We start from the raw sequence: 21,368 nt of genomic DNA, 5'->3' as shown, positions 1-21,368 counted from the left end.
CGGTGTACGGGGAACGCGCGACTTGTGAGCCGACGGACGGCCTCCGCGCCGGGCCCAGCGCCGGGCTCAGCGGGCCCGCGGCGCGGGAAGGACGGCCTCCAGACACACCCGGCCGCCGATCTCGACGGTGCCGTCAGGGCCGGGCGCGGTGAGGATCTGCGAGCCCCGGCCCTGCGTGATGTGCAGCGCGCGGCCGAGCTGCCGGGTGAGCAGCAGCGCGGCGGCGCCCGTCGCCTCGTCCTCGTCGATGCCGTCGCCGCGGCCGGGGAAGGCGCGCGCCCTGATCCGGCCGGCGGCCTCGTCCTGCCACGCCCAGGCGTACACCCACTCGCCCGGCTCCGGCACGTCCAGCGCGTCGACCTCGGCGGGCAGCGCGTACTCGCGCAGGGTGCGCGGCGGCGCCCACTCCGCGCGGACGGTGATCCAGGTGAACTCCCCGTCGTCGCGCGTGAAGACCTCCCCGACCTCGGGTTCGAGCACCTCCACGTCGAGCAGCCAGGCGACCCCGACCAACGGGTGCCCGGCGAAGGGCAGTCGCAGCCCCGGCGTGTAGATGTCGACCGCGCCGCGCTCCGGGTCGTCCACGAACACCGTTTCGCTGAAGCCGAGTTCACCGGCCAGGGACTGCCGTGCCGCGCGGTCCGGGTAGCGCGAGCCGTCGCGGACCACGCCGAGCGGGTTGCCGTACCGCCGGTCGGGGCCGCAGAAGACCCGCAGCACATCGATGCCGCCCGATGTCGTATTCACTCCGGCATTCAAGCATTCGGGGCGCGGGAGCGGACCCGCTCGCACCGGCCGGTTCCGGCCGTCCCGCCGCCGGGACCCGTGGAACTGGTCAGACCACCTGGCGGAAAGCTATCCTGAGCGTCGCTGTTCATCAGTTACGGCGTCGGCGGCCGGAGGCCGCGAGCGCGTCATTATGGGGGCCTCACGTATGAACGACTCTCGCGAGGTCGCGGGCGTTATCCTGCCGGGCTATCCAGAACCCCTGTGGATCCAGGCGGTGAATTTGATCCGCAGCGAAATCGACCGGGGCGAGCTGAGGCCGGGAATGCGGCTGGCGCCCGAGCGGGAGCTCTGCCGTCAACTGGGGATCAGCCGGGTCACACTGAGGAAAGCCCTGGGTCACCTGGTGGAGGAGGGCGTGCTCAGCGCGTCCCACGGCCGTGGCTGGTACGTGACGCAGTCGGCGCCGAAGAAGGAATGGCCGAACAGCCTGGAATCCTTCAGCGAGACCGCGGCACGAATGGGGTTGAAGCCGCACTCCAAGGTATTAATGGCACAGGCGAGCCCGGCCAGCATCGACGAGGCGGAGCGGCTCGGTATCGCGCCCGGCACTCCGCTGTTCCGGCTGGAGCGGGTACGGCTGCTCGACGGTGTTCCGATAGCGCTGGACCTGACGCGAATTCCGCTCGCTCTGGTGCCCGGCATCGAGGACGTCGATTTCGCGGACCGCTCGCTGTACGCGACGCTTTCCGCCGCCGGGGTCGAGCCGGTCCGCGCGGACAGCACGATCGAGGCGACCAAGGCCGACGACCGCGCCGCGGGACAGCTCGACATGGCCTCGGGCGATCCGCTTCTGGTCATGCACCAGATCGCGGTCGGCTCCGACGAGGAGCCGCTGTTCGAGTCCACGATCCAGTACGCGGGCGACCGGTACCGGCTGCGTACGTCCTTCGCGCGCTCGCACGGCTGAGCCGCGGGCGGCCGTACGGCTGAGCCGCGGGCGCTCGTACGGCTGAGCCGCGGGCTGAGGCCGGACCGGTGTGCCGACCTCAGCCGTGCGCGTGGTCAGAGCACCAGCACTCCCTTGATGAAGTCGGGACCGGCTGCCGTCATGGCGCGGAAGGCGTCGTCCACGCCTTCGAGGCCGAAGCGGTGGGTGATCAACGGCGCGTAGCTGAAGCGGCGTTCGCCGATCAGCGCGAGCGCGTCGCGCATGGCGCCCATCAGCCGGGTGCGGTCCGGGCAGAAGCCGTTGACGACGGTGACGGCCTTGTACCAGAGGTCCATGTCCATCATCGCGTCGCCGGTGTGGTGGTAGCCGACGACGCACAGGGTGCCGAAGGGCCGCACCAGGCTGCCGGCCGTGCCGAGCCCGCTCGTCGTGCCGGTCGCCTCCAGGACCACGGCGAGCCGCGCGTCGGTGGCCCGTCCGGTGTCCTTCCGGTACTCCTCCGGGAGGTCGTCGGGGGCGAAGACGAGGTCGGCGCCGAGCCGCAGGGCGCGCTCGCGGCGGGCCGGGTCGGGGTCGACGCCCACCAGCAGCCCCGGCGCGTGCCGCTTGGCGAGCTGGACCAGGCCGAGGCCCATGAAGCCGAGGCCGACGACGGCGACCCGGTCGCCCGCGCGCACCCCCGTACGGGACAGCGCCTCCTCCAGGTCGGCGACCGGTTCGCCGATCGCGTGCGCGGGTTCGATCCCGGCCGGTACCGGCAGGACGGCGTGCGCGTCCATGACGGCGAGCGTCGCGAATCCCTCGCCGCCGAGCCCGGTCACCAGGTCGCCCGGCGCCCAGCGGCCCGCGTCCCGGCCGGTGCCGACCACCCGCCCCACGATCTCGTGGCCCAGCCTGACCGGCGGCGCGGCCGGGTCGTGCGAGAGCCACGGCCCGATGTCGGAGGTGCAGACCCCGCTGGCCAGCACCTCGACCAGCACCTGGCCGGCGCCGGGGACCGGGTCGTCGGCCGCGACGACCTCCGAGGTGCGCGGGCCGACGAGCTGACTGATCTTCATACGGATCTCCTGGCCTGAGTGGTGTGACGGCTGGTGGTGTGACGGCTGGGCGGGGATGGCGGGCCGAGCGGGGTGACGGGGTCGGTGACGACCGGGGGCCAGCGTAGCGAAGTGGTCCTATGTGGTCAGTAGTGGTGTCGTAGGAATCCAGCCGGAGTGACGGCGGAATTGTGCCTGTCTGTGGCTGAAAAGTGCGAAGTGCGCCCGGTTTCCCCGGCATTCTGGTCTGCTTCACCCTCTAGACAGGACCGGCTTTCGTATTACGATGGCGGCAAGTGGTATGGCTTTGGCACATACCCAACGACCGCTGTCCGGGCCCTCGACAGCCCCGGAAGCGGTCCTGGCGGGACTCACTTCAGGCGGGACTCAGGGGAGGAGAGCGGATGGCATCCGTCACCGCGGCAGTCATCGGCGCGGGTTCGCAGGGCCGGGTGCACGGCCTCGGCCTGAGGGCGGTGCCGGGCGTCGAGCTCGTCGCCCTCGCCGACGTCGACGAGCGGACCGCGGAGGACCTGGCGGGGGAGCTGGGCGTACCGCGGACGTACCGCGACTACCGCGAACTGCTCGTCCTGGAACGGCCCGACGTCGTCAGCGTCTGCACACCGCCCGCCCTGCACCCGGAGATCGTCCGGGCCGCGGCGGCGGCCGGGGTCCGCGCGGTGCACTGCGAGAAGCCGGTCGCGCTGTCGTACGGCGAGGCCCTGGAGATGACGCGGGTCGCGGCCGACGCCGGCACGCAACTGACCTACAACCTCCAGCGCCGCTTCGAGGCCGTGCAGCGCTTCGCCCGCGAAGCCGTCGCCGTGGGCGAGATCGGCGAGGTCGTGACCATCGAGGGGTACTGCCCGAACCTGTTCGACTGGGGCACCCACATCCTCGACCTGATCCTCTTCCACTGCGGCGACACCGCACCGGAGTGGGTCTTCGGCCAACTCGACGTGACGCTCGACCGCTATGTGTACGGCGCCTTCGTCGAGACCGCGTCGGTCACCCAGATCGGCTGGGCCGACGGCGTCCGCGCGGTGGTCTCCACCGGATGCGAACCGCACACCCCGGTCCTCAACCTCCAGAACAACCTGGGGCTGATCATCCAGGGCACCCGCGGGCGCGCCGACATCCACGGCGCGCGCTGCCTGATCCAGCGCTTCGGCAAGGACGACCTGGTCCACGACTCACCCTTCGACACCGACCCCCGCACCTGGGACCGCGGCGTCGATCCGGCGATCGTGGCCGCCACGGCCGAGGCGGTGCGGGACGCGGTCGACAGCCTGCGCACCGGCGGCAAGCCCGCCCTAGACGCCGAGCACGGCCTGCGCGGCGCCGAACTGGTCTTCGCGACCTACGAGAGCAGCCGGTCCCGGCGGCGCGTGCCGCTGCCGCTCGACCGCATGGACAACGCCCTGCTCAGCGGGCGTGCGCAGGGCTACTGGAGCCCTACCGGCGAACTGCGCTCCACCTACTGAAACGAGCGGCCCGACGATGCCGAGAACCGCCAGCCCCACCGCCCTCGCCGTCTTCAGCGGCGACGACGTCCACGAAGACCTCTTCACCGCCGCCCGCGAAGTGCGGACCCTGCTGACCGACGAGGGATTCGTCACCCGTACCGCCGTCGGCACCGGCCGCTTCGACGGCCAGGTCGACGCCGAACTCATCGTGCTCTACACGGCCTTGGGCCGCTTCACCGACGCACAGCGCGCGAGCCTGGCCCGCGCGGTACGCGGCGGCGCCGGACTGATCGCCCTGCACTCCACCACCGTGGACGCGGACCTGTTCGACCTGGTCGGCAGCCGGTACGTCTCGCACGGGCCACCGCCCCACGAGAGCCGGTTCACCGTCACCCTCGACGGCGCACACGAAGTGACCGCCGGAATACCGCCGTTCGAGCTGACGCACGAGCACTACCACGTCGAGACCGCGCCCGGCGTGCTCACCCTCGCCCGCCGTACGACCCCCGGCGGCACCGAACCCCTGCTGCACGTCCGCGAATTCGGGGACGGACGTGTCTGCTACCTCCAGTTGGGCCACGACATGCGGAGCTGGGGAGAACCCGCCGTGCGCCTTCTCGTCCGGCGCGCGGCCCGCTGGGCGTGCCGCCTCGAAGCCCGAGGGAACTGACCCATGCGCATCCTTTTCCGGAAGATCTGTTTCTACCTGCTCACGGCGTGGGCGGCCATCAGCCTCAACTTCGTCATCCCGCGCGTCATGCCGGGAAACCCCGCGGACAACCTGATCCAGCAGTTCCACGGGAAGCTCAGCCCCTCCGCGGTCCAGGCCCTGCGGGTGCTGTTCGGCGAGTCCGACAAGAACCTGTGGGAGCAGTACGTCAGTTACTGGCACAGCATCTTCACCGGCGACTTCGGCACCTCGTACGCCTACTACCCGTCGCAGGTGAGCACCGTGCTCGGGCAGAGCATGTACTGGACGCTGATCCTGGTCACCATCTGCACGGTGCTCGGCTTCGTCATCGGCACCACGCTCGGCATGCTCGTCGGCTGGAAGCGCGGCACCTGGCTCGACTCGCTGATACCGATCACCACCTTCCTGTCGTCGATCCCGTACTTCTGGTTCGCGATCATGATCGTGTACGTCTTCGCGATCACCCTCAAGTGGTTCCCGCTGTCCGGCGGTTACGGGCTCGACCAGACCATCGGCCTGAACGCCGGGTTCATCGGCAGCGCGATCAACTACGCCGTCCTGCCCGCCGTCACCATCACCGTCGCCTCCGTGGGCGGCTGGCTGATCAGCATGCGCAACATGATGGTCACCACGCTCAGCGAGGACTACGTACGGCTCGCCGAGGCCAAGGGGCTCCCCAGGCGCCGGGTGATGTACACCTACGCCGCCCGCAACGCGATGCTGCCGTCCTTCTCCGGCTTCGCCATGTCGCTCGGCTTCGTGATCGGCGGCTCCATCGTCACCGAGGTCGTCTTCAACTACCCCGGCATCGGGTCGGTGCTGTTCAAGGCCGCACAGGCGGCCGACTACCCGCTGATGTCCGCGATCTTCCTGCTCATCACCGTGCTGGTGCTGATCGCCAACCTGATCGCCGACATCGCGTACGTGTTCCTCGACCCGAGGACAAGGGAGAGCTGATCCATGGCCGTGCAAGCCGCCGCCCTCGCCGAGGCGGACACCGCCGACACCGCCGCCGAGCCCGCCGGCGGCCCCGCCCGCCTCCGGTCGCGCCTGCTGCGCTCACCGCTGACCCTCATCGGCCTCGCGGTCGTTCTGGTCTTCGTCGTCCTGGCCGTCGTCGCGCCGTGGATCTCGCCGTACGACCCCTCGACGGTCAGCGACGACACCCTCGTGGGACCGTCCACCGCGCACTGGCTCGGCACCACCCAGAACGGCCAGGACGTCCTGTCGCAGATGCTCTACGGCGCCCGCGCCTCGATGCTCGTCGGCCTGGGCGCCGCGGTCCTCGCCACCTTCCTGTCGGTGATCGTCGGCGTCACCGCCGGATACGTCGGCGGCCTCGGCGACGAAGTGCTGTCGCTGCTGGCCAACGTGTTCCTGGTGCTGCCCAGCGTGCCGCTGACGATCATCCTGGCCGCGTATCTGCCGCACAGCGGCTCGCTCGGCATCATCCTGGTCATCACGCTCACCGGCTGGGCCTGGGGAGCGCGGGTGCTGCGGGCGCAGACGCTCTCGCTGCGCAAACGCGACTTCGTGGAGGCCGCCCGCGCCACCGGCGACAAGACCTGGCGGATCATCCTCAAGGACATCCTGCCGAACCAGCTCGCGGTGATCGCCGCGTCCTTCCTCGGCACCGTCAACTTCGCGATCCTCACCCAGGCGACCCTGGCCTTCCTCGGCCTCGCCGACGTCACCCAGTGGTCGTGGGGCACGATCCTGTACTGGGCCCAGACCGGCAGCGCGCTGCTGACCGGCGCCTGGTGGTGGTTCGTCCCCGCCGGCCTGGCCATCGCCCTGCTCGGCACCGCCCTGTCGCTGGTCAACTTCGGCATCGACGAGTTCATCAACCCCCGGCTGCGCCAGGCCGGGATCGGCACCAAGAAGGCCCAGCGCGGCCAGGTCGCCGCCAAACGCGCCCGCCGGATCAAGAACCACGCCCCGGCCGAACGCCGCACCGAGGTCACGCCCTTCACCCCGGACAGCACCGACGTCGTCCTCGACGTCCGCGACCTGCGGGTGGAGTACGTCGGCGACGGCGGTGAGCGCACCCCGGCGGTCAGCGACGTGTCGTTCACCCTGCGGCGCGGCGAAGTCCTCGGCATCGCGGGCGAGTCGGGCTCGGGCAAGTCCACCCTCGCGTACGCCATCACCCGGCTGCACAAGCCGCCCGCCGAGATCACCCAGGGCCGGATCGTCTACACCAAACCCGACGGCGACACCGTGGACGTGCTCGCGATGGGCGACGCCGAGCTGCGGGGCTTTCGCTGGGAGGAGCTGTCGATCGTCTTCCAGTCGGCCATGCACGCGCTCAACCCGATCATGCGGATCGGCGAGCAGATCGAGGACGTCATCGTCGCGCACCGGCCGCGGATGACCCGGCAGGAACGGGCCGCCCGGGTGGTCGAACTCCTCGGCATCGTCGGCATCCCCGCCGACCGGGCGGGCTCTTACCCGCACGAGCTGTCCGGCGGCATGCGGCAGCGCGCGATGATCGCGATCGGCCTCGCGCTCGACCCCGAGATCATCGTGATGGACGAGCCGACCACCGCGCTCGACGTCGTCATCCAGCGGCAGATCATCGAGAAGATCATGGAGCTGAAGGACCGGCTCGGCTTCTCGGTCGTCTTCATCACCCACGACCTGTCGCTGCTGATCGAACTCTCCGACACGATCGCCGTGATGTACGGCGGCAAGATCGTCGAGACGGCGGCGGCCGACGACTTCTACCGCCGCCCCCAACACCCCTACAGCCGGGGCCTGCTGGCGTCCTTCCCGACCCTCGGCGGCCCCAAGCGGGAGCTGACCGGCATCGTCGGCTCGCCGCCCGACCTGCGCAGGCTGCCCAGCGGCTGCGCCTTCCAGCCGCGCTGCCCGCTCGCCTTCGACGCCTGCGGGAGCCACGTACCGCCGCTCCTGCGGATCACCGGGCCGGACGGCGCCACCTCGCACGCCGCCTGCCTGCTGCACGCGGACGGCGCCCAGAACCAGGACCGACTCGTGACAGGTGAGATGCGATGAGCGGCGACGTGACGAAGAAGAACGCCGGGGCCGCCGCCCGCGACGGCCGCGCGGCGGACGGCGCCCGGCCGGTGCTCGAAGCGGTCAACGTGACCAAGCACTTCCCGGTACGCGGCGGACGCCTGCGCCGCGGCGCGGCCCCGCAGGTCGTGCACGCCGTGGAGAACGTCAGCCTGAGCCTGTACGCGGGCCGGATCACCGCGCTGGTCGGCGAGTCGGGCTCCGGCAAGTCGACGCTGGCCCGGCTGCTCGCCCAGCTCTACCCGGTCACCGGCGGGGAGGTGCGGCTGCACGGCGTCCCCGTGAAGTCGCCGCGCGGCCGGGCCTTTCGCGACCACGTCCGCCAGGTGCAGTTGATTCTCCAGGACCCCTTCGCGTCCTTCAACCCGGTCGCCACCATCGCGGGCACCCTCAAGCGCGCGGTGGCCATCCACCACCCCGGCAAGCGCGGCAAGGAGCAGACCGCCGTCATCGACGACCTGCTCCAGCAGATCAACCTCGTGCCGCCACGGCAGTTCACCGAGAAGTACCCGCACGAACTGTCCGGCGGCCAGCTCCAGCGGCTCTCCATCGCCCGCGCCCTGGCGGCCGACCCCGAGGTGTTCCTCGCCGACGAACCGGTCTCCAGCCTCGACGTCTCCATCCGCCTCGGCATCCTCAACCTGCTGCGCCGCCTCACCGAGGAACGCAACGTCGCGATGCTGTACGTCACCCACGACATCGCCTCCGCGCGCTACTTCGCGGCCGACACCGCCGTGATGTACGCGGGCGAGGTCATCGAGACCGGCCCCTCGGAAGCGGTCACCCAGCAGGCGGCGCACCCGTACACCCAGCTCCTGATCGCCTCCGCGCCCGATCCCTCGCGGGGCGGCGCCGCGCGGGTCAAGGACATCGGGCAGCCGCCCAGCCTCATCTCCCCGCCGGGCGGCTGCCGTTTCCACCCGCGCTGTCCGTACGCGATGGAGCGCTGCGCCACCGACATCCCGCCGTCCTTCGACCTGACCGACGGCCACACCGCCCGCTGCTGGCTGTACGCGGACGACGAGCAGGCGCGCGGGCGGCGCGCAGAGAACGCGGCGGCCGTCACCGCCTCCGCCGCGCGGCCTGCCGGCACCGACCCCTCGGTCACCGACCCCACTGTCGACGAACCCGCTCTCCCCACACCCGATTCCGCTGTCCCCACCTCCGAAGGAGCAGACGCACAGTGACCACAACGCAGTCGTCGATCGCGTCAGGAATGACGAGACGCGGTCTTCTCGCAGGCGCCCTCGCGGGCGCGGGAACCCTTGCCCTGTCGGCCTGTTCGGGAACCGCGGGAGGCTCGGGCTCCGCCAAGGGCACGCTCACCGTGGCGGGCCAGTCCGACAACCTCACCCAGGTCTTCAACCCGTTCCTGGCCAACACCGCGCAGAGCCTCACCTACACCCCGCAGGGCCAGGGCGGCTTCATCTACGAGCCGCTGGTGCAGATCAACACCGTCGACATCGGGCGCGACCTGCCGTGGCTCGCCAAGTCCTGGCGCTGGTCGGACGGCAACAAGACGCTGACGATGGAGCTCCGGACCGGTGTGAAGTGGACGGACGGCACCCCGTTCTCCGCCGACGACGTCGTCTTCACGTACTCGATGCTCAAGCGGTATCCGGGGCTCAACCTGCTGGGCATCGACTTCAGTTCGGTCACCGCGCCCGGTCCGGCGCAGGTCGTCTTCACCTTCCCCGCGCCCTCCGAGCAGCACTTCACCAACATCGTGTCGGCGCCGATCGTCCCCCAGCACCTGTGGTCGAAGGTCAAGGACCCGACGACGTACACCGACAAGAACCCCGTGGGGACCGGGCCGTTCAAACTGTCGTCGTTCTCCGCGCAGAGCTTCCTGCTGGTGCGCAACGAGGACTACTGGCAGCCGAAGGCGGAGATCAGCTCGCTGCGGTTCGTGGCGTACAAGGACAACGAGAGCATGACCAACGCGCTCGTCCAGGGCCTCGCGGACTGGGGCGGCACGTACATCGCCAATGCCGACAAGACGTATCTCAGCCGGAACAAGCACTACAACTACTGGGCGCCGATCGCCGGAACCGACGGCATCATCCCCAACCTGGAGCGCTGGCCGCTCAGCGACATCGCGGTGCGCAGGGCGATCAGCCTCGGTGTGAACCGCAAGCAGGTCGGCGCGGCCAGCGGCGCGCCGCCCGCGACCAGCGTCACCGGTCTGCCGATGCCCGCCTACACCTCCTCGATCGCCCCCCGGTACAAGGGAGTCGACTTCGTCCAGGACGTCGACAAGGCGCACAAGACGCTGACCGACGCCGGATACGCCAAGGGCGGCGACGGCTACTACCGCAAGGACGGCAAGCGCGTCGAGTTCTCGATCAGCTTCCCCTCCGCGTACACCGACATCGCCGCGCGCGTGCAGGTGCTGGTCTCGCAGCTCAAGGACATCGGCATCAAGCTCAACGTCGACACGACCACGGTCAACGACATCAACGGGCTCACGTCCAAGGGGAACTTCGACTCCACGATGGGCTACCCGGTCAACTCCGCGCCGCGCGCCTTCTCGTACTACAACGACACGATCAACCCGAATCTGTACTACCCGGTCGGCAAGGCGACGCCGACCTTCCAGAACATCGAGCGGTTCCAGAACGCCGAGGCCGCGACGCTGTTCACCGAGTACCCCAAGGCGACCACGGACGAGCAGCGGCAGCAGATCATCAACAGGATCGAGGAGATCTTCGTCGAGAACCTGCCGTGGATCCCGATGTTCTACTGGGGCAGCTACGGCAACTGGAGCACCGCCAAGGCCACCGGGTTCCCCACACCGCAGAACCCGTACTTCAGCCCGGTGCCCAACCCCGTCGTCGCCCTGCGGCTCAAGCCCGTCTGACCCTCCCCGCCCCCGCCCGGCCCGCCTCCCGCGGCCGGGCGGGGGCCGCCGAGCCACGCCACGACGCACGACCCAAGCCATCTGTGAGGAACGCAATGCCACACCTCTCGACCCCGAGAGCCATGGTCATCGTGAACGGCGACGACATCCACCACGACCTGCTGAGCGCTGCCGAGGTCTTCCAACAGCTCGGCACCGAGGCCGGGTTCGCGACCCGCAAGGCGATGGGCACCAGCCGCTTCGTCGACGCGCGGCCGGAGACCGCCGAGGCGGACGTGTACCTCTTCTACACCGCGGGCGGCCACTTCGCGACCGAGCAGCAGCAGGCGCTGGCCGACGCCGTACGCGCGGGCAAGGGCCTGGTCGGCGTGCACGGCGCCAACATCATGGGCTGGGCGGGCGACGGGCTCGACCCGGCCGACCGGCCGCTGTTCGAACTGCTCGGCAACCGCTACCTCTCGCACGGCCCCGGTCACCACGAGGGCCGCCACACCGTCGAGATCGTCGCGGACCACCCGGTCACACGCGGCCTGTCCGACTTCGAACTCTTCGACGAGTACTACGAGTTCGAGCTGGCCGACGACGACGTGACGGTCCTCGCCTCGCGCCGCCGCGCGGACGGCGAGGTGATCCCGGTGCTCTACGCCCGCGAGGCCGGGGAAGGCCGCGTGGTGTATCTGGCGCTCGGCCACGACATGCGCTCGTGGGGCGAGCCGCCGGTGCGCGCCCTGGTCCGCCAGGCCCTGCTGTGGGCGGCCCGCCGTACGGAGGAGGACGCGTGACCGCCGAGATCGGTGTGATGACGTACACGGTGCTCGATCTGGCCCGCGCCGACCTGGAGGGCACGCTCGCCGAGATCGCCGGGATCGGTTACGCGGGCGTGGAGACCTACGGCCTGGTGGAGCACTTCGGGGCCGCCCGGGTCAGGGACGCCGTCGCGTCCGCCGGGCTCGCGCTGACCAGCGCGCACACCCCGTTCCCCGCCGGTCCTGACGCCGAGGCGCTGCTGGACACCAACCAGGAGCTGGGCGCCGAGGTGCTGGTCTGGAGCATGGAACGCGAGGAGTTCGACTCGCCGGACGCGATCAGGCGCGGTGTGGAGCGGGTGAACGAGGCCGCCGAGCGCGCCGCCGGGCGCGGCATGCGGATCGCGTACCACAACCACTTCGCCGAGTTCTCGCAGGTCTTCGACGGGCGGCAGGCGTACGACCTGCTGCTCGACCTGCTGGACGACCGCGTCCTGGTCGAACTCGACGCCTACTGGGCGCAGATGGGCGGCGCCGACCCGGCCGAGGTGCTGGCCGGGCTCGGCGACCGGGCGCGCTTCGTGCACGTCAAGGACGGCCCCGCCGTCAGCTACGAGGACGACGTGATGGTGCCCATCGGCGAGGGGCGGATCGACTGGGCGCGCACGCTGACCACGCCGTCCGGCCTGCGCTGGCACATCGTCGAGCTGGAGCGGCTGCACATCGACACGTTCGAGGCGCTGCGCCGCTCCTACGACCACCTGGTCGGCCGCGGGCTCTCCCGCGGCGCCTCGCACGTCCCGGCGCCGACCGAGGAGCGGGCATGAGGGTGCTGTTCCTCGGCGGCGCCGGGATGATCGGTTCCGCGGCGGCCCGCGAGGCCGTCGCGCGCGGCGCCGACGTGACGATCGTGACGCGGTCCGCGCCCGTCCGGCCGCCGGCCGAGGGCGTACGGTCGCTGCGCGCGGACGTCCGGGACGCCGCCGCGCTCGCGTCGGCGCTGGGCGGCGAGGAGTTCGACGCCGTCGTCAACTGGGTCGGCTTCACGCCCGACGACGTGCGCGACCACCGGGAGCTGTTCGCCGGCAGGGCCGGGCAGTACGTCTTCATCAGCACCTGCTCGGTCTTCGGCCGCCCGGTGCCGCTGCTGCCGATCACCGAGTCCAGCCCGCGCCGCCAGCCGCACTTCGGCTACGCGCGGGACAAGATCGCCTGTGAGCTGCTGCTGGAGGAGGCGTACCGCGAGGCGGGCTTCCCGCTGACGATCGTGCGGCCCTTCCACACCTACGACCGCACGGTGATCCCGGTGCTCGCGGGCTGGACCGCGATCGAGCGGATGCGGGCGGGCCGGCCGGTCGTCGTGCACGGCGACGGCACCTCGCTGTGGTCCCTGATGCACTCACGGGACTTCGCGCGCGCCTTCGTCCCGCTGCTCGGCAACGGTCAGGCGATCGGCGAGAGCGTCAACGTCGTCAGCGGCGCGATCCTCACCTGGGACCAGATCCATCTCGCGCTGGCCGCCGCGGCCGGGGTGCGGGAGCCGGTGCTGCGGCACCGGTCGAGCGAGTCGATCGCCGAGCTGGTGCCGGGGTGGCGGGACGTGCTGGAGCACGACTTCCGGCACTCGATGCTCTTCGACACCTCCAAGCTGCGGGCGCTGGTCCCCGGTTTCGCGCCGGAGGTCTCCTTCGCGCAGGGCGCGCGTGAGGCGCTCGCGCACTACGACGCCCACCCCGGACTGCGGGTGGTCGACGAGGACCTGGACCGGGCCTTCGACGGTCTGCTGGAGGCGTGATGCGCGCCGCACCGGACAGTGGTACTCCGTGGTCTTTACGTGACGTACCTTTATAAGACCAATGCAAAACCACTTTGCTATCATGGGGCGAGAATGACGAGGGAAGAGGAACGCGTGATCGGCGTCGGGCTCATCGGTTCCGGATTCATCGGCGACACCTACGCGGACGCTCTCCAGGACGTACGGAACGCGGCGCTCGTCGCCGCCTGTTCGCGCGACCTCGCACGCGCACAGGCGCTGGCCGCCAAGTGGGCGCCGGACGCGACCTGTTACGACGACATGGCGGCGCTGTGCGCGGACCCGGACGTCGACCTCGTCGTGGTCGCCGTGCCCAACGAGGCACACCTGGACGCGGTACAGGCGGTCGCCGCCGCGGGCAAGGGCGTGGTCTGCACCAAGCCGCTGGCCCGCGACGGCGACGAGGCCGCCGAGATCCTGCGGGTGGTCCGCGAGGCCGGGATCTGGCACGGCTACGCCGAGAGTTCGGTCTTCTCGCCGAACATCGCCAAGGCGCACGAGATGGTCGCCGCGGGCGCCATCGGCGACCTGCTGACCCTGCGCGCCCGCGAGGCGCACTCCGGGCCGCACGCCCCGCACTTCTGGGACGCGCGGACCGCGGGCGGCGGCGCCCTGCTCGACATGGGCTGCCACACCGTGGAGTCCGCCCGGCACTTCTTCGGCAAGGACAACCCCGTCACCGAGGTCTTCGCCTGGGGCGCCACCCTCGCCCACGCCGACCGCACCACCGGCGAGGACACCGCCGTCGCGCTGCTGAAATTCGCCGGCGGCCAGCTCGCCACCGTCGAGTCCTCGTGGATCGAGAAGGGCGGCATGCAACTGCGCCACGAACTGGTCGGCAGCGCGGGCCGGTTGGTCACCGACACCTCGGCGACCCCGGTGTGGGGCTTCATCGAGAACCCCGCGGGCTACCTGGTGGAGAAGGCCGACGCCGACACCGGCTGGGTCCACCCGGTGCCCGAGGAGGCCCGCGCCTACGGCTTCAGCCAGGAGATGCGGCACTTCGTGGACCGCTTCGCCCGCGGCGAGACCCCGCTGGAGACCTTCGAGGACGGCCATGTCGTCAACCGCGTCCTCGACGCCTGCTACGCCTCCATGCGCTCGGGCACATGGGAGAAGGTCCAGGTCCCGGCATGAGCACGCAGCACACGGCGCCCCGGGCGCTCACGACGCACTACCCGGAGCCGCTGTGGCTCCAGGCCAAGGCCGCGCTCCAGGAACGGATCGCCGCGGGCGAGGTCGAGCCCGGCTCACGGCTGCCGCCCGAGCGCGAACTGTGCCAGATGCTCGCCATCTCCCGCGTGACCCTGCGCAAGGCGCTCACCGCGCTGGTCGAGGAGGGCGTGCTGCGCCCGGCGCACGGCCGCGGCTGGTACGTCGGCGTGCCCGAGCGCAAGGAGTGGCCCAACACCCTGGAGTCGTTCACCGAGACGGCCCGCCGGATGGGCCTGGTGCCGACCTCGCGGGTGCTCCGCCGCGAACTGGGCACCTCGACCTTCGACGAGGCGGAGGCGTTCCAGATCGCGCCGGGCACCCCGCTCTACCGCGTCGACCGGGTGCGCATGCTCGACGGTGTGCCGATCGCGGTGGACGAGTCCTTCGTCCCCGCCGACATCGCCGTCGGCTTCGACGAGGTCGACTTCACCGACCACTCGCTCTACGACACCATCGCGGGGCTCGGCTTCCAGCTCGACCGGGCCGACACGACGATCGAGGCGCGTCCGGCCGACGACGTACTGGCCGGCCACCTCGCCATCGCCGCGGGCACGCCAGTGCTGGAGATGCGGCAGATCGTCCGCGACCGGAGCCAGCGCCCGCTGCTCTCCTCGGCGATCCGGTACGCGGGCGACCGCTACCGGCTGCGGACCTCCTTCGCGCGCGGCAACGCGACATGAGCCGTCACCCGAAGGCCGCCGCCACGGCGCGCTCCCGTACGGTTCCGGCCCGCCGCCCGGGGGTCGCGGCAGCCGCCCCGGCCCGCCGCCCGCGCGCCGCCTCCCTCGCCCCGACCCGCCGCCCGGACCCACTCGCAGATGCGGAGACCTCGTGACCCCGACCCCGCCTGAACCGTCCGTCATAGCCGGGGCCGTCCCGGGAGCCCGCGCCGACGCGCTCGCCGGGTCCCCCGCCGGGGCTCTCGCGGGGGCCCTCGCCTCGCCGCGGCCGGCGGAGATCACCGCGACCACCGCGCTGCTGCGGCGCGAAGGGCTCCTCGGCCCCGACACCCATGTCGCGTACCTCGGCCTGGCCGAACAGGACAAGCGCGAACTGCTCGCGGGCGACGTGGCCCCCCGCCGCTTCCGCGTGATGCTCATCGACATGCGCACCGGGGTCTCGTACGACACCGTCGTCTGCCCCGAGCAGGACCGGGTCGTGACCGCCAGGGAACTGGACGTCGCCACCGACGGCCATGTCCCCGTCGTCCTGGCCGAGTTCCCGCTGGTCGAGGAGATCGTGCACCGCGACGAGCGCTGGCTCGCCGCCATGCGCAAGCGCGGCCTGACCGACCTCACGCAGCTCCGGGTCAATCCGCTGTCGGCCGGGGTGCCGGGCGAGGGGGAGACCGGCCGCCGCCTCCAGCGTTGCTTCACCTTCGTGCAGAAGACCCCCGACGACCTCGGGTGGGCGCACCCGGTGGACGGCGTCACCGCGATCGTGGACGTCGTCACCCGCGAAGTCCTCGACGTCCAGGACCACATGGACCTGCCGGTGCCGCGCGAGGACGGCAATTTCCACGACCCCGCGTGGGTCGGGCAGTCGCCGCGCGCGGGACTGAAGCCCATCGAGATCACCCAGCCCGAGGGCCCCAGCTTCACCGTCGACGACGACGGCGTCCTGCACTGGCTCGGCTGGTCCCTCCAGATCGGCTTCGACCAGCGCGAGGGCCTGGTCCTGCACAACATCGCCATCGAGGACGCGGGCGTGCCGCGCCCCGTGCTCTACCGCGCCTCCATCGCGGAGATGATGGTCCCCTACGGCGACCCGAGCCCGCAGCGCTGGTTCCAGAACTTCTTCGACTGCGGCGAATACCTGCTCGGCGGCTTCGCCAACTCCCTCGAACTGGGCTGCGACTGCGTCGGCGACATCACCTACCTGGACGCCGTGCTCGCCGACAGCGCGGGCGAGGTCCGGGTCGTCCCGCAGGCCATCTGCGTCCACGAGGAGGACACCGGCATCCTCTGGAAGCACTACGACAACTGGACCGGCTCGTCCGACTCACGCCGCAACCGCCGCCTGGTCGTCTCCTTCTTCGTCACCGTCGGCAACTACGACTACGGCTTCTACTGGTACTTCTCGCTCGACGGCGCGATCGAGCTGGAGGTCAAGGCGACCGGTGTCGTCTTCACCTCGGCCTACCAGGGCCCCGGCCACCCCTTCGCCTCGGAACTCGCCCCCGGCCTCGGCGCCCCCTACCACCAGCACCTGTTCAGCGCCCGGCTGGACATGACGGTCGACGGTACGGACAACGCCGTGGACGAGGTCGAGGCCGCCCTCGTCCCGCGCGGACCCGCCAACCCCACCGGCACCGGCTTCACCCAGACCGTCACCCGGCTGCGCACCGAAGCGGGCGCGCAGCGGCTCGCCGACAACACCCGCAACCGCTCCTGGCTGATCACCAACCCCTCGGTGACCAACCGGCTCGGCAACCCGGTCGGCTGGATGCTGCACCCCGAGGGCCTGCCCGTGCTGCTCGCCGACGAGGAGTCGGACATCCACCGGCGGGCCACGTACGCCACCAAGCACCTGTGGGTGACGCCGTACGCGCCGGACGAGAACTATCCGGCGGGCGACCTGGTGAACATGCACACCGGCGGCGCGGGGCTGCCCGCCTGGACCGCCGCCGACCGGGACGTGGACGGCACCGACATCGTGCTGTGGCACACCTTCGGGCTCACCCACTTCCCGCGCCCCGAGGACTGGCCGGTCATGCCGGTCGACTCGGCCGGCTTCGTCCTCAAGCCGTACGGGTTCTTCGGCCGCAATCCCACCCTCGACATCCCGCCGTCGAGCGGCGACCACTGCCACCCGGCCGGAACCCACGGCGCGGGCCACAGCGGCCACGAGGGCCACGAGGGCCATGACGGTCACCGGGGCCACGACGACCGGGACGGCCGGGGCGAAGACCACGACCACGGCCGCCATGACCACACCCACCAGCACCAGCAGCAGCACGACGATCACGGAAAGGCCGGAGCATGACGGCAGAGCACCCGCTGGGCATCCAGCTCTACAGCGTGCGTGACGACCTCGGGCCCGACCGGCTCGACGGCACGCTCGCGCGCCTGGCGGCGCTGGGCTTCACACACGCCGAGCCGTACGACATCCTCACCGACCCGGCCGGGCTCGCCGCCGCCCTGCGCGACAGCGGCCTGCACGCGGCCACCGCGCACTCCTCCGTACTGCGCCACGACACCGCCGAAATCGTGGACGCCGCCGTCGAGTCGGGCATCGGCACGGTGATCACCCCGTGGGTCGCCCCCGACAGCGTCGCCGACCGCGCCGGGGTCCAGCGGCTCGCCGACACGCTCAACGCGGCGGCCGAGCAGGCCGCCGCGCGCGGTGTGCGGATCGGCTACCACAACCACGACTTCGAGTTCGCGCAGCGCGTGGACGGCGTCCCCGCCTACGAGGTGCTGGCCGGACTCCTCGACCCGGCCGTCGTCCTGGAACTGGACGTCTACTGGGCCGGGGTCGGCGGCGCCGACGTCTTCGAGCTGCTGCCCCGGCTCGGCGACCGGGTCAGGCTGCTGCACGTCGTGCGGGACCGCGAGCCGGGCAACGACCGGCCGGTGCTCGGCGTCGACGCCACCGACCGGATGGCCGAGGTCGTGGCGCTGGCGGCCCCCGTACTCGAACTGCCGGTCGTCGAGGTCGTCGCCCACCACAGCGACGTATGGCCGCTGGTGGAGCGCAACGCCGCCTACTTCCGTGAGCTGGTGACCGCGTGAGCGCGCACGGGACGCCGACCCGCGTCGCGGTGGTCGGCGCGGGCAACATCTCCGACGAGTACCTGCGCTCGCTGACCTCCTACCCCGACCTCGCCGTCACGGCCGTCGCGGACCTCGATCCCGCGCGGGCCAGGGCGCAGGCCGACGCGTACGGCGTCCCGGTGTCCGGCACGACGGCCGAGGTGCTGCGCCGCGACGACGTCGACCTCGTGGTCAACCTGACCGTCCCCGCCGCGCACGACGAGGTCGCGCTCGCCGCGATCGAGGCGGGCAAGCACGTGTGGGGCGAGAAGCCGCTCACGCTGGACCGCGACAGCGCCCGCGCCGTCCTGGACGCCGCGAGCGCCGCCGGGGTCGCGGTGGGCAACGCGCCCGACACGATCCTGGGCCCCGGCATCCAGACCGCCGCGCGGCTGCTCGCGGACGGCGCGGTCGGCCCGGCGCGGACCGTACTGACGCTGATGCAGGGCCCGGGACCCGACGCATGGCACCCCGGGCCGGGGTTCCTCTTCGCCAAGGGCGCGGGCCCGCTCTTCGACATCGGCCCCTACTACCTCACCGCGCTCGTCCAACTCCTCGGCCCGGTCGCCTCGGTGACCGCCGCGGGGCACCGGCCGCGCGCGGAGCGCACCGTCGGCTCCGGACCGGACGCGGGCGCCCGCTTCCCCGTCGAGGTGGACACGCACCTCAGCGTCCTCACCACCTTCGCGTCCGGGGTGGTCGGCACGTCCGTCTACAGCTTCGACTCGCCGGTACGCCGCCAGTTGTTCGAAGTGACCGGCGCGGACGGGGTGCTGGAGGTCCCGGTCAGCGGATTCGACGGCCCCACACGGCTGTTGACCGACATCACCCCCGAGGCGCCGTGGCGGACCGTCCCCGCGACCGGCGCCCCGGCCGGGCGGGGCGTGGGCGTCCTGGAGATGGCCCGCGCGATCCGGGCGGGCCGACCGCCGCGCGCCGGCGGCGAACTGGCCTACCACGTACTCGACGTCATGCTCGCGATCGAGGAGTCCGCCGACCTCGGCGCGCCGGTACGGATCGACAGCACCGCGCCGCCTGTCCCACCGATCCCGCCGCACTGGGATCCGACCACCCGGACGTCCGAAGGAACGGAGCAGAAATGACCGACGGCTACATCGCCTACTCGGCGGCCCGCGCGACCCAGGCGGAGGCCCTCGCCACGGCGGTCACCCGGCTGACCGGCGCGGTCACGGCGTCGGCGGCGGAGGGCCGGCTGGCGGGGCCGGGACCGGTCTTCGTCGGCATCGGCGCCAGCCTGGCCGCCGCGTGCGCGCCGGTCTGGGCGCTGCGCAGCCGCGGTGTCCACTCCTGGCGGCTCGGCGCGGGCGACCACCCGCTGCCCTTCCCCGCCAGCGCCCACCCGGTGGTCGGCGTCTCGCAGAGCGGACGCAGCGCGGAGACGCTCGCCGTGCTGGACTCCGTCGACCCGGCGCGACGGTTCGCGGTGGTCAACGTCGTGCCGTCGCCGATCGCGGACCTCGCCAGCGGTGTGCTCGACCTCGGCAGCATTCCCGACAGCTACGCGTCCACCATCGGCTACACCGCGACCGTCGCCGCGCTCGGCCTCCTCGCCGACGCCTGGGACGGCGGCCGGATCGACGACGGCTGGGCCCGACTCGGCGAGGTCTTCGCCCGCACCGAGCGCGTCCTGACAACCCAACTGCGGGCGCTGGCACCGCTGTTCGCGTCCGCGACCTCCGCGGACTTCGTCGGCACCGGGCCCGCGGTCGGCTCGGCGGAGGCGAGCGCCCTGCTCTTCCGCGAGGTCGCCAGGATTCCGTCGACCGGCATGAGCACCCGGCAGTATCTGCACGGCTCCATGGAGTCGGCGGGCGGCGGGGTGCACGTCATCTTCGGCGACACCCGCGAACTCGCCGTCGCCGAGACCCTGGCGTACTCCGGCCACCGGGTCGTCCTCGTCACCAGCGAGCCCGTCCAGGGCGGCCCGCTGCTGCACCCCGTCACCGTGCCGCGCCTCCCGGCCGCGCAGCGTGCGATCATCGAAATCCTGGTCGCACAGATCCTCGTCGAAGCGGTCGCCGAGGTCAGGGGAGTCGAGATCGAGGAATTCGTGTTCCACAACTCCGACATCAAGGTCGCGGCCGAACGGCCGGGCGTATGAAGGTCGTTGTCGGCGCCGACGTGGGCGGCACCAAACTCGCCGTCCGCGTCGCGCCGTTGGCCGACCCGGCGGCGTCGCCGCGCGCCGACCGCACGCTGCCGGCCGACGGCTGGGAGGCGGCGCCGGTCGACACCGCCGCGCGCTGGCTGCTGGAACGGCTGACGGGCGCGGTGCCCGAGGGCGACGAGATCGCCGCCGTCGGGATCGGCGCGCAGGGCTGCGACACCCAGCGGCACTGCGCGCACCTGGCGGCGGCCGTCGAAGCCCTCGGCGTACCCGCCGTCGTCGTCAACGACGCGGCGCTGCTGGTGCCCGCGGCCGGTCTCGACACCGGCATCGGCGTCATCGCGGGCACCGGCTCGATCGGCGTCGGCGCCGACGCCGCGGGCGAGGTGCTCTTCGCGGGCGGCTGGGGCTGGGTGCTGGGCGACGAGGGCGGCGCGCCCGCGATCGTCAGGGACGCCGTCAGATCGGCGCTGGCCGCGTACGACGCCGGGCGGGCCGACGACGGACTGCTCGCGGCGCTGCTGGACCACTTCGGCGACCCGGACCCGCAGACGCTGGCCCGTACCGTCAACGACGAACCCACGCCCGGCAATTGGGGCCCGGCCGCGCCCGCCGTCTTCCGTGCCGCCGACGCGGGCTCCGCGCTCGCCGCCGCGGTGGTCGAGGAGGCGGGCCGGCAGTTGGCGCTGCTGGTGACCCGGCTCGTCGGCCGGGGCGCCGTCGGGGACACGGTGGTGGCCGCGGGCAGCGTCGTCGTGCGCCAGCCGCGGCTCGCCGACGCCTTCCGCGCCCGGCTCGCCGCCGCGCACCCCTCGCTGACCCTGCGCCTGCTGGACGTTCCCCCGGTGGCGGGCGCGGTGGCGCTGGCCAGGGCCCGGCACCGCACGGGCTGACATGGGCCGGGGCGGCGGCGCGTGGGAGGGATACGCGCCGCCGCGCC

General features: G+C 72.0%; 19 protein-coding genes and 1 pseudogene. 18 read left to right on the top strand and 2 right to left on the bottom strand.

Annotated features, from left to right (window positions below; all coding sequences use genetic code 11):
- Nucleotides 1-66: 66 nt before the first annotated feature.
- The gene (locus ABZX65_RS01740; RefSeq protein ID WP_355333226.1) at nt 67-747 is read right to left on the bottom strand and encodes a PhzF family phenazine biosynthesis protein; all 681 of its coding nucleotides are present in this window, start codon (nt 745-747) and stop codon (nt 67-69) included.
- Between the two features lie 187 nt (nt 748-934).
- On the opposite strand from ABZX65_RS01740, the gene ABZX65_RS01735 reads away from it, so the two are divergent.
- Nucleotides 935-1,696, top strand: coding sequence for a GntR family transcriptional regulator (locus ABZX65_RS01735; protein WP_355333224.1), 762 nt, complete (start codon nt 935-937; stop codon nt 1,694-1,696).
- Between the two features lie 95 nt (nt 1,697-1,791).
- Here ABZX65_RS01735 and ABZX65_RS01730 read toward each other — a convergent pair whose 3' ends face one another.
- Entirely contained in the window at nt 1,792-2,736 is a 945-nt protein-coding gene (locus ABZX65_RS01730; RefSeq protein WP_355333221.1) for a zinc-binding dehydrogenase, read from the bottom strand.
- 383 nt (nt 2,737-3,119) lie between these two features.
- Here ABZX65_RS01730 and ABZX65_RS01725 point away from each other — a divergent pair, with 383 nt between their 5' ends.
- The 17 genes and pseudogenes from ABZX65_RS01725 to ABZX65_RS01645 all read left to right on the top strand — a co-directional run bounded on the left by ABZX65_RS01725 (nt 3,120) and on the right by ABZX65_RS01645 (nt 21,321).
- Complete coding sequence (locus tag ABZX65_RS01725) at nt 3,120-4,199, top strand: Gfo/Idh/MocA family oxidoreductase (protein ID WP_355333219.1); 1,080 nt, start codon at nt 3,120-3,122, stop codon at nt 4,197-4,199.
- A gap of 16 nt (nt 4,200-4,215) precedes the next feature.
- The gene (locus ABZX65_RS01720) at nt 4,216-4,851 is read left to right on the top strand and encodes a ThuA domain-containing protein (protein ID WP_355333217.1); all 636 of its coding nucleotides are present in this window, start codon (nt 4,216-4,218) and stop codon (nt 4,849-4,851) included.
- A gap of 3 nt (nt 4,852-4,854) precedes the next feature.
- The gene (locus tag ABZX65_RS01715; RefSeq protein ID WP_355333214.1) at nt 4,855-5,829 is read left to right on the top strand and encodes an ABC transporter permease; all 975 of its coding nucleotides are present in this window, start codon (nt 4,855-4,857) and stop codon (nt 5,827-5,829) included.
- 3 nt (nt 5,830-5,832) lie between these two features.
- A pseudogene (locus ABZX65_RS01710) lies at nt 5,833-6,732 on the top strand (ABC transporter permease); the annotation flags it as partial.
- Nucleotides 6,733-6,795: 63 nt separating this feature from the next.
- Entirely contained in the window at nt 6,796-7,890 is a 1,095-nt protein-coding gene (locus ABZX65_RS01705) for an ABC transporter ATP-binding protein (RefSeq protein ID WP_355333598.1), read from the top strand.
- On the top strand, nt 7,887-9,098 hold the full coding sequence (locus ABZX65_RS01700; RefSeq protein WP_355333211.1) for an ABC transporter ATP-binding protein: 1,212 nt from the start codon (nt 7,887-7,889) through the stop codon (nt 9,096-9,098). The genes ABZX65_RS01705 and ABZX65_RS01700 overlap by 4 nt, the downstream gene beginning before the upstream one ends.
- Complete coding sequence (locus ABZX65_RS01695; RefSeq protein WP_355333208.1) at nt 9,095-10,771, top strand: ABC transporter substrate-binding protein; 1,677 nt, start codon at nt 9,095-9,097, stop codon at nt 10,769-10,771. Before ABZX65_RS01700 ends, ABZX65_RS01695 begins: the two co-directional genes overlap by 4 nt.
- A 95-nt stretch (nt 10,772-10,866) precedes the next feature.
- On the top strand, nt 10,867-11,553 hold the full coding sequence (locus tag ABZX65_RS01690) for a ThuA domain-containing protein (RefSeq protein WP_355333207.1): 687 nt from the start codon (nt 10,867-10,869) through the stop codon (nt 11,551-11,553).
- On the top strand, nt 11,550-12,344 hold the full coding sequence (locus ABZX65_RS01685; RefSeq protein WP_355333205.1) for a sugar phosphate isomerase/epimerase: 795 nt from the start codon (nt 11,550-11,552) through the stop codon (nt 12,342-12,344). Before ABZX65_RS01690 ends, ABZX65_RS01685 begins: the two co-directional genes overlap by 4 nt.
- Nucleotides 12,341-13,312: an NAD-dependent epimerase/dehydratase family protein gene (locus ABZX65_RS01680; RefSeq protein ID WP_355333202.1), complete on the top strand. Its 972-nt coding sequence runs from the start codon at nt 12,341-12,343 to the stop codon at nt 13,310-13,312. Before ABZX65_RS01685 ends, ABZX65_RS01680 begins: the two co-directional genes overlap by 4 nt.
- 93 nt (nt 13,313-13,405) lie before the next feature.
- Nucleotides 13,406-14,467 carry a Gfo/Idh/MocA family oxidoreductase gene (locus tag ABZX65_RS01675; RefSeq protein WP_355333200.1) on the top strand — a complete coding sequence of 354 codons (1,062 nt, stop codon included), beginning with the start codon at nt 13,406-13,408 and terminating at the stop codon, nt 14,465-14,467.
- The gene (locus ABZX65_RS01670) at nt 14,464-15,225 is read left to right on the top strand and encodes a GntR family transcriptional regulator (RefSeq protein WP_355333197.1); all 762 of its coding nucleotides are present in this window, start codon (nt 14,464-14,466) and stop codon (nt 15,223-15,225) included. The genes ABZX65_RS01675 and ABZX65_RS01670 overlap by 4 nt, the downstream gene beginning before the upstream one ends.
- Before the next feature lie 151 nt (nt 15,226-15,376).
- A complete protein-coding gene (locus ABZX65_RS01665) occupies nt 15,377-17,530 on the top strand; it encodes a primary-amine oxidase (RefSeq protein ID WP_355333195.1) in 2,154 nt (717 codons plus the stop codon).
- Nucleotides 17,527-18,279 carry a TIM barrel protein gene (locus ABZX65_RS01660; RefSeq protein ID WP_355333193.1) on the top strand — a complete coding sequence of 251 codons (753 nt, stop codon included), beginning with the start codon at nt 17,527-17,529 and terminating at the stop codon, nt 18,277-18,279. The genes ABZX65_RS01665 and ABZX65_RS01660 overlap by 4 nt, the downstream gene beginning before the upstream one ends.
- Nucleotides 18,276-19,403, top strand: a complete 1,128-nt coding sequence (locus ABZX65_RS01655) for a Gfo/Idh/MocA family oxidoreductase (RefSeq protein ID WP_355333191.1) — start codon at nt 18,276-18,278, stop codon at nt 19,401-19,403. The genes ABZX65_RS01660 and ABZX65_RS01655 overlap by 4 nt, the downstream gene beginning before the upstream one ends.
- The gene (locus ABZX65_RS01650) at nt 19,400-20,422 is read left to right on the top strand and encodes a hypothetical protein (protein WP_355333189.1); all 1,023 of its coding nucleotides are present in this window, start codon (nt 19,400-19,402) and stop codon (nt 20,420-20,422) included. Before ABZX65_RS01655 ends, ABZX65_RS01650 begins: the two co-directional genes overlap by 4 nt.
- The gene (locus ABZX65_RS01645) at nt 20,419-21,321 is read left to right on the top strand and encodes a BadF/BadG/BcrA/BcrD ATPase family protein (RefSeq protein WP_355333187.1); all 903 of its coding nucleotides are present in this window, start codon (nt 20,419-20,421) and stop codon (nt 21,319-21,321) included. The genes ABZX65_RS01650 and ABZX65_RS01645 overlap by 4 nt, the downstream gene beginning before the upstream one ends.
- The last annotated feature ends 47 nt before the right edge of the window (nt 21,322-21,368 follow it).

Origin of the sequence: Streptomyces sp. NPDC003300 (genome assembly GCF_040610915.1) — a bacterium.
Taxonomy (GTDB): domain Bacteria; phylum Actinomycetota; class Actinomycetes; order Streptomycetales; family Streptomycetaceae; genus Actinacidiphila.
The sequence above is the reverse complement of the archived record's forward strand: the minus strand, read 5'-3'. Positions and strand labels throughout refer to the sequence as shown.

Bases quoted from the DNA above. Each gene is read 5' to 3' on its own strand.
- ABZX65_RS01735 (WP_355333224.1), top strand. From the start codon at position 935: ATGAACGACTCTCGCGAGGTCGCGGGCGTTATCCTGCCGGGCTATCCA.
- ABZX65_RS01730 (WP_355333221.1), bottom strand. From the start codon at position 2,736: ATGAAGATCAGTCAGCTCGTCGGCCCGCGCACCTCGGAGGTCGTCGCG.
- ABZX65_RS01725 (WP_355333219.1), top strand. From the start codon at position 3,120: ATGGCATCCGTCACCGCGGCAGTCATCGGCGCGGGTTCGCAGGGCCGG.
- ABZX65_RS01720 (WP_355333217.1), top strand. From the start codon at position 4,216: ATGCCGAGAACCGCCAGCCCCACCGCCCTCGCCGTCTTCAGCGGCGAC.
- ABZX65_RS01715 (WP_355333214.1), top strand. From the start codon at position 4,855: ATGCGCATCCTTTTCCGGAAGATCTGTTTCTACCTGCTCACGGCGTGG.
- ABZX65_RS01700 (WP_355333211.1), top strand. From the start codon at position 7,887: ATGAGCGGCGACGTGACGAAGAAGAACGCCGGGGCCGCCGCCCGCGAC.
- ABZX65_RS01690 (WP_355333207.1), top strand. From the start codon at position 10,867: ATGCCACACCTCTCGACCCCGAGAGCCATGGTCATCGTGAACGGCGAC.
- ABZX65_RS01680 (WP_355333202.1), top strand. From the start codon at position 12,341: ATGAGGGTGCTGTTCCTCGGCGGCGCCGGGATGATCGGTTCCGCGGCG.
- ABZX65_RS01675 (WP_355333200.1), top strand. From the start codon at position 13,406: ATGACGAGGGAAGAGGAACGCGTGATCGGCGTCGGGCTCATCGGTTCC.
- ABZX65_RS01670 (WP_355333197.1), top strand. From the start codon at position 14,464: ATGAGCACGCAGCACACGGCGCCCCGGGCGCTCACGACGCACTACCCG.
- ABZX65_RS01660 (WP_355333193.1), top strand. From the start codon at position 17,527: ATGACGGCAGAGCACCCGCTGGGCATCCAGCTCTACAGCGTGCGTGAC.
- ABZX65_RS01650 (WP_355333189.1), top strand. From the start codon at position 19,400: ATGACCGACGGCTACATCGCCTACTCGGCGGCCCGCGCGACCCAGGCG.
- ABZX65_RS01645 (WP_355333187.1), top strand. From the start codon at position 20,419: ATGAAGGTCGTTGTCGGCGCCGACGTGGGCGGCACCAAACTCGCCGTC.